The 17,753-nt window shown below is 75.4% G+C and carries 9 protein-coding genes; 4 read left to right on the forward strand and 5 right to left on the reverse strand.

The annotated features are described in order from the left end of the window. Window position 1: 1 nt before the first annotated feature. Both IE241_RS05465 and IE241_RS05470 read left to right on the forward strand, forming a co-directional pair. Window positions 2-2,851, forward strand: coding sequence for a bifunctional glycosyltransferase/CDP-glycerol:glycerophosphate glycerophosphotransferase (locus tag IE241_RS05465; RefSeq protein ID WP_190020496.1), 2,850 nt, complete (start codon window positions 2-4; stop codon window positions 2,849-2,851). Further along, complete coding sequence (locus tag IE241_RS05470) at window positions 2,848-3,990, forward strand: glycosyltransferase (protein ID WP_229898830.1); 1,143 nt, start codon at window positions 2,848-2,850, stop codon at window positions 3,988-3,990. The genes IE241_RS05465 and IE241_RS05470 overlap by 4 nt, the downstream gene beginning before the upstream one ends. Window positions 3,991-4,092: 102 nt before the next feature. Here IE241_RS05470 and IE241_RS05475 read toward each other — a convergent pair whose 3' ends face one another. After that, window positions 4,093-5,703 carry a glycosyltransferase family 2 protein gene (locus IE241_RS05475; RefSeq protein ID WP_229898832.1) on the reverse strand — a complete coding sequence of 537 codons (1,611 nt, stop codon included), beginning with the start codon at window positions 5,701-5,703 and terminating at the stop codon, window positions 4,093-4,095. A 101-nt stretch (window positions 5,704-5,804) separates the two neighbouring features. On the opposite strand from IE241_RS05475, the gene IE241_RS05480 reads away from it, so the two are divergent. Then, window positions 5,805-7,388: a glycosyltransferase family 39 protein gene (locus IE241_RS05480; protein ID WP_229898834.1), complete on the forward strand. Its 1,584-nt coding sequence runs from the start codon at window positions 5,805-5,807 to the stop codon at window positions 7,386-7,388. Between the two features lie 28 nt (window positions 7,389-7,416). Here the strand turns inward: IE241_RS05480 and IE241_RS05485 are convergent, their stop codons facing one another. The 4 genes from IE241_RS05485 to IE241_RS05500 form a co-directional block, all read right to left on the reverse strand. Beyond that, the gene (locus IE241_RS05485) at window positions 7,417-8,298 is read right to left on the reverse strand and encodes a carbohydrate ABC transporter permease (RefSeq protein WP_190020497.1); all 882 of its coding nucleotides are present in this window, start codon (window positions 8,296-8,298) and stop codon (window positions 7,417-7,419) included. 78 nt (window positions 8,299-8,376) lie between these two features. Next, the gene (locus IE241_RS05490) at window positions 8,377-9,681 is read right to left on the reverse strand and encodes a carbohydrate ABC transporter permease (RefSeq protein ID WP_190020498.1); all 1,305 of its coding nucleotides are present in this window, start codon (window positions 9,679-9,681) and stop codon (window positions 8,377-8,379) included. A 15-nt stretch (window positions 9,682-9,696) separates the two neighbouring features. Continuing rightward, window positions 9,697-11,076, reverse strand: a complete 1,380-nt coding sequence (locus IE241_RS05495) for an ABC transporter substrate-binding protein (RefSeq protein WP_190020499.1) — start codon at window positions 11,074-11,076, stop codon at window positions 9,697-9,699. A 181-nt stretch (window positions 11,077-11,257) separates the two neighbouring features. Further along, window positions 11,258-15,202 (reverse strand): FtsK/SpoIIIE domain-containing protein, encoded by a 3,945-nt coding sequence (locus IE241_RS05500; RefSeq protein WP_190020500.1) that lies wholly within the window; start codon window positions 15,200-15,202, stop codon window positions 11,258-11,260. A 617-nt stretch (window positions 15,203-15,819) separates the two neighbouring features. Between IE241_RS05500 and IE241_RS05505 the strand changes: the two genes are divergently transcribed. Beyond that, on the forward strand, window positions 15,820-17,682 hold the full coding sequence (locus tag IE241_RS05505) for a serine/threonine-protein kinase (protein WP_190020501.1): 1,863 nt from the start codon (window positions 15,820-15,822) through the stop codon (window positions 17,680-17,682). The last annotated feature ends 71 nt before the right edge of the window (window positions 17,683-17,753 follow it).

Here is a 17,753-nt window from a genome sequence, read left to right on the forward strand (position 1 = left end):
CGTGACCGCCGCACATCCCGCCCCCGGCCCCGATGTCAGCGTCGTCGTGATCGTCCACAACGACGCCGACCGCCTGCCGCGCGCCGTGCGGTCGGTCCTCGCCCAGTCCCTGCGCAACCTCGAAGTGATCATCGTCGACGACTGCTCGACGGACGGCACCTTCGCGACCGCCGAGCGCCTCACCACCGCCGATCCCCGCGTGCGGCTCATCCGGCTGCCCGTCAACAGCGGCGGCTGCGGCACCCCGCGCAACGCCGGGATCGACGCGGCCCGCGCCCCCCACCTCATGTTCCTCGACAGCGACGACGAACTGCCGTACCACGCCTGCAAGTCCCTGCTGCTCACCGCCGAGGAGACCGGCGCCGACCTCGTCACCGGCGAGGTCACCCGCCTCTTCGAGGAATCCGGCACCACCGGCCTGTGGTACCCCGAGCTCTTCGGGGACGTGCGCGTGGTCCACGGCATCCGCTCCGCCCCCGAGTTCTTCCTCGACCACCTCTCCACCAACAAGCTCTACCGCGCGGACTTCCTCGCCCGACACGGCCTCCGCTTCCCGGAGGACATGCACTACGAGGACCAGCTCTTCACCGCCCGCGCCCTCACCCTCGCCCGCACCTTCGCCGTCGTCCCCTGGCCCGTCTACACCTGGCGGCTCGCCGCCGACCCCGCCACGCTCTCCATCTCCTCCAGCCGCCACAAGCTGCGCAACGCCGTCGACCGCATCAAGGCCGCCCGGCTCGTCGACGCCTTCCTGGAGGAGTCCGGCAACGCCGCCCTGCGCCCCGCGAAGGACGAGAAGTTCCTCCGCCACGACTTCCGCCTCTACCTCGGCGACCTCCCCTTCCGCGACCCCGAGTGGATCGCCGGCTTCGCCGCCGCCGTCACCCCCTACCTCGCGGAGATCGCCCCCGAGGCCCTCGCCGCCATGCCCCGCGAACAGCAGATCTGTCAGTTCCTGCTGTGCGCCGGGCGGTACGAGGAGGCCGCCGAGTGCGCCCGCACCCTCGACCGGCCCCGGCTCGCCCCGCGCCACGTCGTCCGCGAGGCCGGCCGCACGTACTGGGGCCTGTCCCTGCCGCTGAACGCCGAGGAGGCCGCCGGCCTCGACATCACCGCCTGGCGCCTGGACGACCAGCCCTTCGCCGCGGGCCCCCTGCGCCACGAGGTGGCGGAAGTCGCCCCCGACGGGCCGCTCCTGCGGATCCGGCTGCGCACCTACGACCCCGCCCTGCTGCTCAGCGCGCCGAGCCCGCTCGGCGCCGAGCTGCGCATCGCCACCACCGGGGAGCCGCTGGCCGTGCCCTTCGCGTACGACCCCGCCACGCCCGGTGAGGGCGGCCGCTTCGCCTACCGCACCGCCGAGGCCGTCCTCGACCTGCGCCGCGTCCCCCTCGGCCCCAAGGGCTTCCGCGGCCGCAGACACCCCGTCGTCGCCCTCGAACGCCTCGGCCTCACCCGCACCGACCCGCTGCTGGCCCCCGCGGGCCTCACCGCGCTGCAGGCGAGGATCCCCCGGCGCGGCCTGCTCGCCGCCCACACCGTGCGCGTGGCCTGCGAGGGGCACGGGGCCGGCCGGCTGGAGCTGACCTGGGAGCGCGCCGGAGCCCTCGGCCGGGCCGAGGCCGTGGCCGGTCAGCTGCAGCCCGTCCGCCGCGGCGTCCAGCGGCTCACCCGTCGCGTCACCGGCCCCCGCATCAAGGCCCTCACCTACCACGAGCTGCAGAAACTCCCCGTGGACGACGGCCTCGTCGTCTTCGAGGCCCTGGAGGGCCGCGGCTATGCCGACAGCCCCCGCGCCATCCACGAGGAACTGCAGCGGCGCGGCCTGCCCCTGCGCGCCGTCTGGTCCTACTCCGGCAACCGCTCCTCCTACCCCGAGGGGCTCCCGCTGGTCCGCCGCGGCAGCTGGGAGTACGTCCACGCCCTCGCCCGCGCCCGCTACTGGGTCGACTCCCACGGCTTCCCCACGCTCTACGGCAAGCGCCCCGCCACCCGCTATCTGCAGACCTGGCACGGACAGGCCTTCAAGCACATGGGCTTCGACGTCCCCGAGCTGCGGCTGGCGAGCCCCGAGCGGCGGCAGCGGCACCGCGAGACGATCGACCGCTGGGACGCCCTCATCGCCCCCAGCGAGGAGTTCGAGCGCACCTTCGTCCGCGCCAACGGCTACACCGGCGAGCTCCTGCGCACCGGCCTGCCCCGCAACGACGACCTCGTCCGCTGGGACGACCCCGGCCGCCGTGAGCGCGCCGCCGCCACCCGCGAGCGCCTGCAGATCCCCGACGGCCGCCGCGTCCTGCTCTACGCCCCCACCTTCCGCGACGGCGCGCGCGGCAGCGGCGAGTCCGTCCGGGCCGACCTGGCCGAGCTCGTGCGCTACCTCGGCGACGAATGGACGTTCGTCGTCCGCCCGCACTACTACGAGCGCTACACCGTCCCCCGCGAGCTCGGCCACGCCGTGCGCGACGGCCGCGACTTCCCCGACCTCAACGACCTCCTGCTCGCCTCCGACGCCCTCCTCACGGACTACTCGTCCCTGATGTTCGACTACGCCAACCTCGGCCGCCCCATCCTGTTCTTCACCGACGACTACGAGCACTACCGCGCCACCGCCCGCGGCACCTACTACGACCTGCCCGACATCGCGCCCGGCCCGATGCTCGCCACCACCGACCGGCTCATCGCCGCCCTGCGCGACCTGAAGGCGGTGCAGGAGGAGTGGGCCGGGGCCTACGCCCGCTTCCGGGAGCGGTTCAACCCCTACGAGACGGGCAAGTCGAGCGAGGCCGTGGTGGACCTGTTCTTCGCGCGGGCCTTCGCCGGGTCCCCCACAGGGGGCGAGGCCCGGTGAAGCGGCGCAACCTCTTCCTCGTCGGGATCGACGTCGACTCCATGGGCGGCTCGCAGCGCGTGCTGCACACGCTCGCCCAGGGCTTCGCCGAGCGCGGCCACCGCGTCGAGCTCATCGGCATCCGCCCCAGCCCGGAGCCCCACACCTTCCTCGCCGCCCCCGCCTACCGCCGCACCACCCTCTACCGCACCCCGCCCCCGCCCGCCTGGCGCGCCCGGTCGTTCGCCGAGCGGCTGAGCCCCGCGCGGCTGAGGTCGGCGCGCGCCGAGCGGCAGGAGCGGGAGCGGGCACGGGAGCGGCTGGCCCGCCGGTTCGCAGCCGTCCGCGACGGCATGGTCGTCATCGGCTCGCCCTGGGCGGCCGTGTGGCTGCAGGCCGTCGAGTGGTCCCACCTCAAGGGCATCGGGCAGTACCACGAGTCCTTCCACCAGGCCTGCACCTCCGAGAACCTCCAGCTGATCCTGCGGCACTACCCGGCCCTGGAGAAGGCGGTGTTCCTCAGCGAGCCGGACGCCGCCGAGTTCCGGCGCCGCCGGCTGCCCAACGCCGCCGTCCTGCCCAACCCCCTGCCCTTCGCCCCCGCCGGCCGGGCCTCCCTGGACACCCGGCGCGTCGGCGCGGTCGGCCGCCTGGAGGCCGTCAAACGCCTGGACCGGCTGCTCGACGCCTTCGCCGCGGCCTCCGCCGCACAGCCGGACTGGGAGCTGCACCTCTTCGGCGACGGCCCGCTGGAACAGGAGCTGCGCGCCCGGGCCGACCGCCTGGGCATCGCCGGTCGCGTCCACTTCCGCGGCAGCGTGCGCGACATGGCCGCCGCCTACCGCGAGCTCTCCGTCGTCGCCCTCACCAGCGAGCGCGAAGGCCGCCCCATGGCGCTCGCCGAGGCCTCCGCGCTCGGCGTCCCCTGCGTGAGCTTCGACCTGTCGGGCGGCGTCCGCGAACTGGTGCGCCACGGCCGCACGGGCACGCTCGTGCCTCCCGGCGAGGCCGGGGCCTTCGCCGCCGCGCTCGGAGAGCTCATGGCGGACGGCGCCCTCCGCGAGCGTTACGGCTGCGCCGCGCGTGAGCACGTCTCGCCGCTGCGGTTGCCTGCCGTGCTTGACCGGTGGGAAGCCCTGTTCGAGGAGATCGACCGCTAGCCGATGTCAGGGGGGAGCATGAGCATGAAGCTTGACTGCGGGTTGTCCGGGGCTGGGCGCGCAGTTCCCCGCGCCCCTTTCGGGGCGCGGTGGCCCGGCCTGTCAGCGGCGCGCCACCGCCCACGCGCCGCGTGCGCCCGATGCCAGCCGCAGCGCCAGCGAGCCGTTCACCGTGGCGTAGGGCCGGGCCAGCAGCATGCCGTGACGGAGGCTCGGCAGGGCCGCGCGGTGCAGCCCGCCGCCCACGGCCCGGACAGTCGTGCGGAACGCCCCGCCCGCGCACTGCACCCGTACGCGCACGTCCCACGTCTGCGGCGGGGCCGCGCCGTCGCGGAGGTCGCAGCCCGCGAGCACCGTCAGGGGGAGGACGACGCGCGCGGTCCAGGCCGTGCCCTCGTCCGTCAGCGGCACGGCGCGCCGCAGCACCGGCCCGCCGTCCCTGCGGCGCAGCTCGACCTCCGCGGTCTCCGGCCGGATGGTGGCCAGCCGCCCGTAGAGGTCGTGGACGCGCAGCCGCAGCCGGGCGCGGGCCCGGGCCGCGAGACGCAGTTCGGCGTCCACGGTCACCGGCAGGTGGTGCGGCGGCACGGCCTCCGGTCCGAGGACGCCGTCCAGCGCGGCCCCGGGCAGGTCCGCCGACCAGACGGGGACGGCGTCCTCCTCCGCGTACGGCGGCAGCAGCCGTGCCGGCCGGGCGGCGAGCTGGGCCAGCCGCTCCAGGTCGCGCGGGGCCTCCGCGGCCAGCACGACCCGGGCGATCCAGCGGGCCGGCGGCCGGGCGGCGCCCAGCTCGGCCTCTTCGTAGGCGGCGAGGTAGCCGCGGGTCACGCGCCACCACGCGTGCCGGTAGCCGGCGCTGCGCAGGGGCAGTTCGCGTACGTACATCCGCAGGTCGTGGTCGAGGAACTTCACCCGGGCGGCGCGGGCGAGGGGCTTGCTGCCCGCGTCGAGGAAGACGTCGACGCTGCGCCGGTGGGCGGCCACGCGCGCCTGCCAGTTGGCGATGCGCTCGCGGTCCAGGGAGATGGAGGGCGCGGCGGCGTCGCGCCGCACGTGCCAGATGTAGACGGTGTCGGTGACGGTCGCCACGCGCGGCGCGGCCGCCATGACCCGGGCCGTGAAGACGAAGTCCTCGTAGACGAAGCGGCCTTCGGGGAAGGCGATGCCGTGCGCGGTGAGGAAGTCGCGCGCGTAGAGCTTGTTGACGCACAAAGTGTCGCGCAGGAGCGCCGGGCGGGCCTCGGGGCTGCTGTGCACGGCGGCCCGCCGGTAGAGGGCGGGCTGCCAGCCGGTGTCGCGCCGCTGGGGGAGTTCGCGGCGCACGCACAGGCCGGCCGCCACGGGGGCGCGGTGGCGCAGGGCGGCGCCGAGGAGGGCGTCGGCGGCGCCGTCGGGCAGGGTGTCGTCGCTGTCGAGGAACATCACGTACGGGGCGGTGGCGGCCCGTACGCCGTCGTTGCGGGGGGTGCCGCAGCCGCCGCTGTTGGCCGCGCGGTGGATGACGCGCAGGCGCGGGTCACCGTCGGCCAGCTCGTCGAGGATCGCGGCGGTGCCGTCGGTGGAGGCGTCGTCGACGGCGATGACCTCGGCTACGGCCGGCCCCTGGGCGAGTGCGGAGCGGACGGCGTCGCGGATGTGGCCGGCGTCGTTGAACCCGATGACGATGACGCCGACCTGCGCGGTGGGCAGGGTTCCGCTCTCGTTCACTGTCACGAAACACAGTTTTACCGATGAATATGTATAAAGCGGGTCATTGGGAATTCCGGGTGTGGCCGGGTGTCCGGGTCCGTCAGGACCGGGGAGGGGACGGAGTGATGGGGACGGGGCTGACAGAGCTGGAGCCGCCCGGGGCCGCCGCGCCGGAGGCCGCGGCGCAGCCCCCTCCGCGCCGCGCCCGCCCCACCCGCGCCGCCGTCCTCGCCGTGACCGTCCCCGCGGCCGTCATGCTCGTCCTCGGCCTGTGGGGGCTGGACCGCGGGACGATGTGGCGGGACGAGAGCGCCACCTTCCAGGTGGCCCGCCGTTCCCTGCCGGAGATGTGGCACGTGCTCGGCACGATCGACGCCGTCCACGGCCTGTACTACGCGCTGATGCACGCCGTCCTCGCCGTGCGCGCCGACGAGATCGCGCTGCGGCTGCCCTCCGTCGCCGCGTCCGCCGCCACCGCCGCGCTCGTCGGCGCCCTGGGCTGCCGGCTGGCCCGGCCCCGCGTCGGGCTGTGGGCCGGGCTGCTCTACGCCGTCACCCCCTTTGTCAGCCACTACGCGCAGGAAGGCCGCTCGTACGCCCTCGTCGCCACGGGCGCCGCACTCGCCACCTGGCTGCTGGTCCGCGCCGTCGAGCACGGCTCGTACGGGCGGTGGGCCGGCTACGGCGCGGTGGTCGCGGGCACGGCGATCCTGCACGAGTTCGCGGTCCTGCTCCTCGCGGCGCACGCCGTGACCCTGCTGCTCTCCCGGGCGCCGTGGCGGACGTGGCGCCGTTGGGGGTGCGCCGCGGCCGCCGCCTGCCTGCCGCTGATACCGCTGGTGGTCGTCTCCCGGGGGCAGAGCGCCCAGGTCTCCTGGATCCGCACCCCGGGCCGCCCCGAGGCCGAGGCGCTCGTGAAGGCGTTCGCCGGTCCCGGGCAGCCCGTCCTGGGCGCCGTGCTCCTCCTGGCCGCGGTCGCGCTCCTCGCCCCGGCGCTCGGGCGACGGCGGGCGTCGCCGTCGTCCCCGCCCCGCCGCGGCGCGCTGCACCTCAGCGCGGTCGCCCTGCCCTGGGCCCTCGTCCCGCCCGTCCTGCTCTACGCCGCCGCCCAGTACCAGCCGCTCTTCCTCGACCGCTATCTGCTGTTCTGCCTGGCGGGTGTGCCCCTGCTCGCCGCGGCGGGCGCCGAGCGGCTCCTGGGCCTCGTGCCGTGGCGGCGCACCGTGACGGCCGCCGGCGCCGCGGCCGTCCTGGCCGCCTTCGCGGTGCAGCTGCCGCTGCACGAGCGCGAGCGCCTGCCCACCAGCCGCGGCGACGAACTGGCCCCGGTCGCCTCGGCGGCCGCGCAGCGGGCACGGCCGGGGGATGCGGTGCTGTTCCTGCCGCTGTACGAGCGCCGCGTGGCCCTCGCCTATCCGCGCGACTTCACGGGCCTGCGCGATCTCACCCTCGAACGGTCACCGGCCGCCTCCGGCACGCTCTTCGGCGAGGAGGTCACCACGGCCGGGCTGCGCGCCCGGCTGGCCCGGCTGCCGTCCGGGAGCCGGGTGTGGGTGGTGGGGGACACGGGCACCGTCGGCACGCGCTGGTTCCGCGCGCAGCGGGCGGAGTACGCGAAGACGACCGCACTGGAGGAGTTCTGCCGGGAGGAGCGGGGGGCGGCGGTGTTCGTCCGCGGCGGCTCGGTGTCGCTGTACATACGGCGCTAGGAGGCACCCGGGCGGCCCGCCCGTGCCGTCACTTCACCGCGCCCGCCATCACCCCGCTCACGAACTGCCGCTGGAAGGCGAAGAAGACTGCGAGCGGTACGGCCATCGAGAGGAAGGCGCCCGAGGCGAGGACGTCGATGTTGTCGCCGAACTGGCGCACCTGCTGCTGCAGGGCGACCGTGACCGGCGGGTGCCCGCTGTCGGCGAAGATCAGCGCGATCAGCATGTCGTTCCACACCCACAGGAACTGGAAGATCCCCAGCGAGGCGATGGCCGGCCCGCCCAGCGGCAGCACCACCCGCAGGAACAGCCGCAGTTCGCCCGCCCCGTCCAGCCGGGCGGCCTCCAGCAGCTCGCGGGGGATCTCCGCGAAGAAGTTCCGCAGCAGGAAGACCGCGAAGGGAAGGCCGAAGGCCGTATGGAAGAGCACCACGCCGGGCGTGCTCTCGAAGATGCCGAGGGTGTTGAAGAGCTTGGCCACGGGGATCAGCGCCACCTGCACCGGCACCACCAGCAGCCCCACCACCGCCATGAACCACCAGTCCCGGCCCGGGAAGTCGAGCCAGGCGAAGGCGTAGCCGGCGAAGGCGCCGATGAGGATCACCAGCGCCGTCGCGGGCACGGTGATCAGGGCCGTGGTGCCGAGGGACTCCATCACCGTGTCGTTGTGGAAGAGGTTGCTGTAGCTGTCGGTGGTCAGCTGCGCCGGGTGGGAGAAGACCTTCCACCAGCCCGATGCCGCGATGTCTCTCTTGTCCCGCAGCGAGGACAGGAGCAGCCCCACCGTGGGCGTCAGCCAGAACAGCCCGACCACGACGAGGAAGGCCCGCATCACCCCGCCGCCCAGCCGCGCGGCGATCCGCGCGGGAAGCGACTGCCTGGCCCGTACGGCCGTGTCCAGCGTGGTCATCCCTGCCGCCCCCTCGTGGTCATCGGCGCCGCCCCCTCGGGATCACCGCTGCGGTCCCCGCCCTTGCGGCCGTCCCCGTCATCGCCGCCGCTCCCTTCGGATCCGCCGGAGGTTGACGTACATCACCGGCAGGACGAGCACGAGCAGGAAGACCGCGATCGCGCTGCCCACGCCCTGGTTGACGTCCGTGCCGAAGGACGACTGGTACAGCTGCAGGGCCAGCACGTTCGCCTTGTCGAGGCTCGCGCCCGGCGCGATGATGTAGACGAGGTCGAAGATCTTCAGCACGTTGATCATCAGCGTGATCAGCACGACCGCGAGCACCGGCGCCAGCAGCGGCACCGTCACCCTGCGGAAGACCTGCCACTCGCTGGCGCCGTCCACCCGCGCCGCCTCCAGCAGCTCCCGCGGCACGCTCGCGAGCCCCGCCGCGATCAGCACCATCGCGAAGCCCGCCCACATCCAGATGTACGCCCCGATGATCGCCGGGGTGACGAGCGAGGGGCCCAGCCAGTCGACGCCGTTGTAGGGCGCGGCGAAGTTCGAGGCGGGCAGGCGCAGCCGGGCGCCGTCGGCCGCGGCGGGCAGGGTGAAGGTGCCGTCGGCGTCCGAGGTGGCCGAGGCGACGGTCCGGCCGTCCTTGACCGCCTCCACCGTCACGCCCTCCAGGGCCTTCTCGCCCTGGTCGATCTTGCCCGGCGTGCCGCCTCCGCCGCGCGTGAAGTCCCGCCACACCGTTCCGGTGACCTTCCCGGCGACGTCCCGCGCCGGAATGGCCTCCTTGGCGCCCTTCATGTCCGCGGGCTTCGCGCCCACCAGTGGCAGCGCGGTCGCACTGCCGGCCTTCACCACCGCCCGGGTCGTGAACGCCCCGCGGCTCTCCGTCAGCAGCCCGTCGTCCCTGGGGTGCGCGCCCGGGAAGGGCGCGGGCGGCGAGAAGGTGTCGTGGACGCCCACCCACACGGCGTTCGCGACGCCGCGGTCGGGGTTCTGCTCGTACACCAGCCGGAAGATGATGCCCGAGGCCAGCATCGAGATCGCCATCGGCATGAAGACGACGAGCTTGAACGCCGTGCCCCAGCGCACCCGTTCGGTGAGCACCGCGAAGACCAGGCCCAGGGCGGTGGCCACCGACGGCGCCACGACCACCCAGATGACGTTGTTCTTCAGGGCCGTACGGATCCGGTCGTCGGTGAAGACCTCGTGGTAGTTGTCCACGCCCACGAAGCCGTTGCCGCTCGCGTCGAAGAGGCTGCGCCAGACGGAGTAGCCGATGGGGTAGACGACGAGCGCGCCGAGCAGGACCAGCGCGGGCAGCAGGAAGAGGGCGGCCACCCAGAGCCGGGTGCCCGACACGCTCCGGGACTTCGGCGCGGTCGACATGGTGCGGGGCTCCCGTCAGCTCTTGAACGCCTTGGCCGCGTCGGACTCCAGCTTCTGCTGGGTGCCCGCCACGTCACCGGGGTTCTTCAGGAAATCCTGGAGGTGCTTCCACTCGCCCTGGCCCGGTTTGCCGCCGAAGGAGGCGGGGGCCAGATCGGACATGTCGAAGCGGAAGTCGTCGCCCGCGGCGACCACGGCCTTGGCGATGGAGCGGAGCGTGTCGTCGGGATAGGCGGCGAGGGCGAGGTTCCTGTTGGCGGACAGGAAACCGCCCTGCCCGGCCCACACCTGTGCCGCGTCGGCCGAGGCGAGGAACGTCAGCAGCGCCTGCGCCGCCGGGCCGTCCTTCAGCGCCACGCCCACGTCGCCGCCGGTCACCACCGGCGCCTTCGCCCCCACCGCGGGGAAGGGGAAGACCCCGGCCTCCTTGCCGATCCGCGCCCCGGCCCCGATGACGTTGGCCGCCGCGAAGTCGCCCTCGAAGACCATGGCGGCCTTCGGCTCCTCCCCTCCGGTGAACGTCTGGGTGACCGATGTGGGGAACTGCGTCTGGATCGACCCCTCGTTGCCGTCCGCCAGCAGGCCCTTCCCGCCGAAGAGCCGCCCGAGGGCCGTCAGGGCGTCCTTCACGGAGGGGTCCGTCCACGGGATCCGGTGCTGCGCCAGCTGGTCGTACTTCTGCGGGCCCGCCTGGGAGAGGTAGACGTTCTCGAACCAGTCGGTGAGCGTCCAGCCGTCCGCCCCGCCCACCGAGACCGCCGGGATGCCGTAGTCGGCGATCAGCTGCGCGGTGCTCAGGAACTCCGGCCAGGTCTTCGGCTCCTTCGCCCCGGCCCCCTCGAAGACCTTGGTGTTGTACCAGACCAGGGACTTGTTGCTGACCTTGAAGTAGACGCCGTAGCGCTTGCCCTCGTACGAGCCGAGGTCCTGCCAGCCCTTGGTGAAGTTCTTCTCCAGCTCGGCCGCCGTCTCGCCGCCGAGCGGTTTGAGCCAGCCCTTCTGTGCGAACTCCCGCAGCGCCCCGGGCTGTTGCAGCATGGCCACGTCCGGCGGGTCGCCGCCCTCGATCTTCGAGCCGACGAAGGCGGACATGTCGTCGCCGCTGGGCACGTAGGCCACCTCGGCGCCCGTGCGCCGGGAGAACTCCTCCAGGACCTTGGTGAAGCCCTTCTGCTCGGCGCCCGTCCAGACCGCCGTCACCTTGAGCTTCTGCCCGTTCAGCTTGGGGAGTTGCACGGTGTGCCGGATCACGTCCGACGTTCCCTTGCCGCCGTCCGGTGCGCCGGCGCCGTCCCCGTCGTCGCTGCATCCCGCGGCCGACAGGGCGAGGGTCCCGGCCGCGAGGAGGGCCAGAGCGCTGCGCGCCCCGCGCACCGAACGAAGCGATGTCCGCATAGCCGCCCCTCCCGTACGAGCTCCCCGCCGACGCTCCCCGCGCCGCCCGTCACCACGGCCCGCGGACGTCTCCCGTGCGACAGGTCTACGCCCGGTCACCGGCCGCCGCAATACCGTCTTCGACGTCAACCAGCTGATCGTGACCGGGCTGTGATGGGCCGTCACAGAGGCGCGGGGGCGCTCAGAGCAGCGGTGGCGCCGCCTCCGCTCCTGCCGACTGTGCGGCGCGCTGCAGTGCGCTCGCGAGCAGCGCCAGGTCCGTCGGGCCGTTGCCCAGCTCGCGCAGGGGGCGGCGGGTGGGCGGGTCGCCCATGCGCTGCCAGTCCACCGGTACGACGGTCGGGCGGAGCGTCGCCGTCCGCGGGATGCGGCCCGTCACCCGGCCCGCCTGGAACGGCGTCGTCGCGTCGTCGTCCGGCCGCATCAGCCGGCCGCGGCCCGGTGCGGGCTCGCCCGCGCCGCTGCCGTCGCCCGGCGTGCCGTCCGCCGACGGCGGCGCGATCTCCAGCGTCGCGCGCAGCCCGGCCCGCTCGACCGCCGCCGTGTCGGCCGTACGGTCCGGGCGGCCGGACGCCGCCACCAGGTGGACGCCGAGCCGCTCGCCGTCCCGGGCCACCGCCTCCAGGGCGCGCACGACCGAACCCGCCGAGGGTCTGCCCGTACTGCCCAGGGCCGGGGCGACCAGGGCGTCGAAGTCGTCCACCAGCACCACCAGGCGCGGCAGCGCCGTCTGGGCCGTGAGCGACGGGCCGTCCTTCTGCGTCCGCAGCTTGAGCGTCCCCGTGGGCACGGAGTCCAGGTCGCCCGAGCCGTCCGCCGGGCGGCGCGGCGCGACCACCTGCGCGGCCGAGGCGGCGGCGTGCTGGGTGTGCCAGGCGGTGAAGTCCAGGCGGCCCAGCAGCTCCGCGCGGCGCTTGAGCTCCGAGGTGAGCGCCTGCGCGAACTCCCGCATGCGCACCGGGTCCGCGGCCGCCAGATACGTCGAGACGTGCGGCAGGTCCGTGCACAGCCGCAGGCCCTCGCCCCGCTCCGCGCCCGCGCCGTCCACCAGGACGAGCGAGAGCCGGTCGGGCCGGTCGGCCGCCGCCAGCGACGCGGCGAGCGAGCGCAGCAGCTCCGTCTTCCCGCTGCCCGGGCAGCCCTCCACCAGCAGGTGCGGGCCGTCCGCCGCCAGATCCACCGACAGCGGGCCGTGCGGGCCCGCGCCGAGCACGGCCACGGCGCGGCCGCCGGGGCGCGAGCCGCGGTCCGTGGCCGCCGCCCAGCGGGCCGTCAGCGAGGCCGGCGTGGCGCGCGCCAGACCCAGCTCGTCCAGCAGGCGCGCGCTGCGCGGCAGCGCCGCCGCCACCCGCGCGGCCGCGCCCTGCAGCGCGCCGTCCGCCATGCGCAGCGGCGCCAGCGCCCGCGCGAACCGCTCGGCCCACGCGCGCGACACGGCGTCGACGGCCGCGATCACGGCCGGACCGGCCGGCAGCTCGCCCTCGCCCGCGGCCCCGCTCCCGGCCCCGCTCCCGCCTCCGGCCGGCGCACGGTGGATCACCTGCACCACCGTGGCCACGTCACCGCTCAGCAGGGCCACCGCCCCGCAGTAAGGGAACGCCGGGGACGCCGTACGGGCCGTGGCCAGCGTCGACGGCACCGGGGAGGCCGGAGTGGTCGCCGGGGTGTCCGCCAGGCACACCAGGTGGATGCCCGCCGCCGGACCTCCCACCGCCAGCCGCGCGACCGTCTCCCGCAGATCCGCCGAGCCGGGGTCGCCGTCCACGATCACCACCGTGTACGGGCCCGCGTGGCGCTCGGCCGCGGCCGCTACGGCCGCCGGGGACGCCGCCGTCCAGTGCGGGCCCAGCGGGCCCTCGTCCAGACGGCGCACCAGCTCCGCGGTGCGGGCCGTGGCCTGCTCGCGGTCGTAGGCGACCAGCAGCCGGCAGTCCTGCCCGCGCACCGGGCGCAGCTGCGGCAGCCAGCCCAGCCAGGACCACTCCGCCAGCCGCTCCTCGACCGGGCGCGCCCGGTCCGCGCTGATCAGCACGAACTCCAGGGACGCGGGCGCGTGCAGCGCCGCCAGCTGGGCCAGTACGGAACGGGCCAGCGCGGACAGCCGCCCGCGCGGCCCGGCGAGCCCCAGCGAACCGGCTGCGCGCAGCCCGACCGTCACCGGTACGGAGGGCAGCAGGGCGCCGCTCTCCGGCGCGTGCCGGTCGGCCGTGCCCAGCCGTACGGTCAGCAGGTCGGGGTGGTCCGGGCCGCGCTCCCACAGGCGGGGGCCCGGGCCGAGCGCCGTCAGCAGCACCGACGCGGGGTCGGGCCAGCGCTCGCGCAGCGCGGCGGCCTCGGCGCGGGCCCGCTCGGCGGCGCCGGGGTCGTTGCCGCCGTCACCCCACGCGTCCTCGTCCGCCCCCCGGGCCCCACCTCGGCCGCCGGCCAGGCGCCGGGCCCACGCGCCTATGCCGCGGGCCCGGGGCCGCTTGCCGGCTTCGCCGGCGGGGGGCTCGCCGGGGGAGCCCTGGCCGGGAACGCCGGGTCGGCCGAAGAGGGCTGCCGGACCGCCGCCGCCGGACCCGTCGGCGGACCCGCCGGGCTGGCCGGGGCGGCTGTCGGCACCCGGGTAACCGGACGGCCCGGGGCCACCGGGCCCACCGGAGCCACCGTGGCTGCCGACGTGGCCGTCCTCGGCGCCCGTCAGGCCGGTGCGGCCGAATGCGTACGCAGTCCCCGAGTGCGGGGTCCGGCCCTGGGGATCCGGGTACACGTCCGGGCGCCGGTCCTGCCCGTAGGGGCCGGACTGACCCGGGAGATGGCCCGGAAGGCCGCCCGGGGCGTACGCGCCGGAGTGACCGGAGCCGTCCGGCGCACCGGGCCGCGCGGTCATACCAGGGCCCTCGGGCCGGGCATGGCGACCGTGGTCGCCGGGGCGGCCGTAGGAACCGGCCTCGGCCCCGTCCGGTACACCGGTGACATCGAACTGACCGGGGCGGCGGTCCTGCCCGGAGACACCGGAGAAACCGGAGACACCGGTGACATCGAAGCGACCGGTCTGCCCGGTCTGCCCGGTCGGAGCGGCCGGACCGGCCTGCCCCGTCCCGCCCGGCTCACCCGGCCGGACCGGCGCGTGACCCGCACGGGCCACGGCGTCCCCCGCAGGGCTCGTCTGTCCGGACGGGCGCGGCTGGGCCGGTACGTGCACCGCGAAGCCGCTCCGGCCCGCTCTGTCCTGCAGTCCTCTCCGGTCCCCCTGGGCGGAGGGCGCCCGCAGGGGGAAGCCGCGGCCTCCGTGCGTCACCGGGTCCTCGCGGCCGGGATCCGCACCGGCCGCCGGCCCAGTCGCCGACCCAGCCGCCGACCCGACCGCCGACCCGGTCGGTGCGCCCAGCCACGCGCCGCGCACCGGCGGGGCGACCGCGCCCGTCGGGGTCGCGGGCCCGGCGCCCGGCGGGTTGCCGCCCACGCGCAGGTGGCCCTCGCCGTCGGGGGCGGCCGGCAGGACGCGCGGGGAGGCGTCGTCCGCGGCGTGCAGGCTCAGCACCGACTCGCCCACCCGCAGCAGCTCCCCGGCGGGGAACCGCACCGGCTCCTCGCCGACCGGCTCGCCCGCGAGGGCCGTTCCGTTGGTGGAACCAAGGTCGCGCAGCGTGATCGTGCCGTCGTCGTGGAGGACGACGGCACAGTGCAGCCGGGAGACGTCGGGGTCGTCGAGGGGGATGTCGGCCGTGGCGGAGCGCCCCACGTGCACCTCGCCGCCGTGCAGCAGGTGCACGCCGCCCGCGTCGGGCCCGGAGACGACGTGCAGCCGCGCCGCGGCCTCCGGCACGCCGGACATCAGCACGCCCGCGTGCCGCTCGGGGTCGGCCGGGGCGGACAGGGACAGCACGGCGCCGTCGATCAGCGGCGGCTCGCCCAGCGCGCTGCGCTGCGGGTCGAGCCGCTCGGCCCCGGCGTAGACCACGACGGCCCCGGTGCCGAGGTCGGAGCCGGCCGCGGCCACGGCGGCGGCCAGGCCGCTGGTCACCCCGGCCAGTGCGGTTCCCGCGGGGGCGGTCACCAGCACATCGCATGCGCACGTCGCGGCGGGCGCGGTGGTGTGGTGGCCGCTGAGCGGCCCGAGGACGGTCAGCCTGATCTGCATCGCCGTCAACGGTCCCTTCTGCCCCGGTGCGCGGGCGGGGGCAGGAGGCTTCCGCGGCCTTCCCCCACCGTGCACGGGCGCGTCGGCACGTACAGGTCACCACGTCACGCGGGACGTACCGGAAGCACCGGCCCCGCCCCTCCGCATCGTGCTGCGAGCATCCTCGCACCTGCCGGTGACGACGCGCCCGGCGACGGCCAATTCGTGATCTTGAACGACCGCCGGAGGGTGCGAAGAAAGCGGAAGGCGATCGAATCGTTCCGCAGTCGTCTTGCGATCTGCTCGTAAGAGGTCTGTTTTCGAACACGTCGTACAGACTTTCTTTCGTGCCGGAGGGCCGCCGGAGGGACGGAGGAGGCGCCGGTCCAGGGCTCCCGTGCGGTTCCCCGCGCGCCTCCCGTACGGCTCCCGCGCGGCTTCCGCACGCCCCTGAGCAGCCCGCCCGCGGCGCCCGCGGGCCGCGCGGCAACCAACCGCCCGCTCCCCGCGTCTTCCTTGCAGCCCCCCGGATTCGGCAAACCGGAGGTCCGTACGACGGCACTACAGTGGGCGCAAGGCCGGGCACGACGGAGGCCATCGCAAAGCATGACGACGATGACGATCAGGGAGCGCATGACGTGCGGCCGGTAGGCAGCAAGTACCTGCTCGAGGAGGTGCTCGGTCGCGGAGCGACCGGCACCGTCTGGCGAGCGCGCCAGCGCGAGGCCGCGGGCGCCGAGGCCGCCGTGACCGGGCAGCCCGGCGAGACCGTCGCGATCAAGGTGCTCAAGGAGGAGCTCGCCAACGACGCGGACGTCGTGATGCGCTTCCTGCGCGAGCGCTCCGTCCTCCTCCGGCTCACCCACCCCAATATCGTCCGCACCCGCGACCTCGTCGTCGAGGGCGATCTGCTCGCCCTCGTCATGGACCTCGTCGACGGCCCGGACCTGCACCACTACCTGCGCGACAACGGGCCCTTCACCCCCGTCGCCGCGGCGCTCCTCACCGCCCAGATCGCCGACGCGCTCGCCGTGAGCCACGCCGACGGCATCGTCCACCGGGACCTCAAGCCCGCCAACGTCCTCCTGCGGAGCGACGCCGGCCGGATGCACCCGATGCTCACGGACTTCGGCATCGCGCGCCTCGCGGACTCCCCGGGCCTGACGCGCACGCACGAGTTCGTCGGCACGCCCGCCTACGTGGCGCCCGAGTCCGCCGAGGGCCGCCCGCAGACCTCCGCCGTCGACATCTACGGCGCCGGCATCCTCCTCTACGAGCTGGTCACCGGCCGCCCGCCGTTCGCCGGCGCGACCGCCCTCGAAGTGCTCCACCAGCACCTCAGCTCCGAGCCGCGCCGCCCCACCACCGTTCCCGAGCCCCTGTGGACGGTCATCGAGCGCTGCCTGCGCAAGCGGCCCGAGGAGCGGCCCAGCGCCGAGAACCTGGCCCGGGCCCTGCGCGTCGTCGCCGCGGGCGTCGGCGTGCACGCCTCCCCGGCGCAGGCCGAGGCCGCCCTCGGCGTCGCCGCGCTGCTCGCTCCCGACCCCGAGCCGGCCCTCGTGCCCGGCACCGGCCAGGGCGCAGGCCCCGGCCAGGGTCCCGGCGCGGGCGACGCCGAACCCACCCAGGTGCTGCCGTCGACGGCGGGCTCGCCGCGGGCCCCGGGCTCCTACGACCCCAACGCCGCCACCAGCCTCCTGCCGAGCACCTCCGCCGGCGGCAACGGCCCCGACGCCGACGCCACCCGCGTCATGCCCGCAGGCTCCGGCCCCGGCGGCTCCGCCGACCCGACCCGTGCCATGCCGCCCGTGCCGCCGCTGCCCCCGGAGGGCGACGGCGAGCACCCCTGGCAGACCCAGATGCGGGCCGCGCGCGACCGCAACGACCAGACCCAGGTGCAGTACCTCGACCCGAGCGAGGACCCGCTGCGCCGCCGCCCCCCGCGGCGGGCCGGCCAGCCGCAGCAGCCCCCGCAGCCGTCGCAGGGCGGGCAGGGGTACGGGCAGCAGGGTTACGGCGGCCAGCAGGGGTACGGCCAGGGCTACGGCGGGCAGTACACCCCTCAGCAGCATCAGGGGCACCAGCCGCCGCCCCCGCAGCACTACACGCAGCCGCCCCAGTCGTACGCGCCGCAGCAGCCGCAGCCGCAGCCCCACCAGCCCGCGCCCCGCAGACGGCAGCGGCAGCAGCCCCAGCCGCGCTACCAGCAGCCTCCGGCGCCCCAGCCGCAGCCTCAGCCGTACGCCCCCGAGCCCCCGGCCCCGCGCCGGGAGCCGAGGCCGCCGCGGCAGCGCAGCGCCAACCCCATGCGGATCCCCGGGCTCGGCTGCCTCAAGGGCTGCCTGTTCCTCATCGTCATCCTGGTGATCGGCTCCTGGTGCGTCTGGGAATTCACTCCCTTGAAGGACTGGGTCGCCGACGGCAAGAGCTTCTGGGACGCGGCCTGGGACTGGGTCACCGACGTCAAGGACTGGATCTCCGGCCTCGCCTCCAACAAGTGACGAGGCGATCGGTGTGATCGATTTGTCGACACCCGGGGGGCGTTTTCCACCTCGGGGGTGAGCGTTGGCAG

Source organism: Streptomyces hiroshimensis (assembly GCF_014650335.1).
GTDB classification, from domain to species: domain Bacteria; phylum Actinomycetota; class Actinomycetes; order Streptomycetales; family Streptomycetaceae; genus Streptomyces; species Streptomyces hiroshimensis.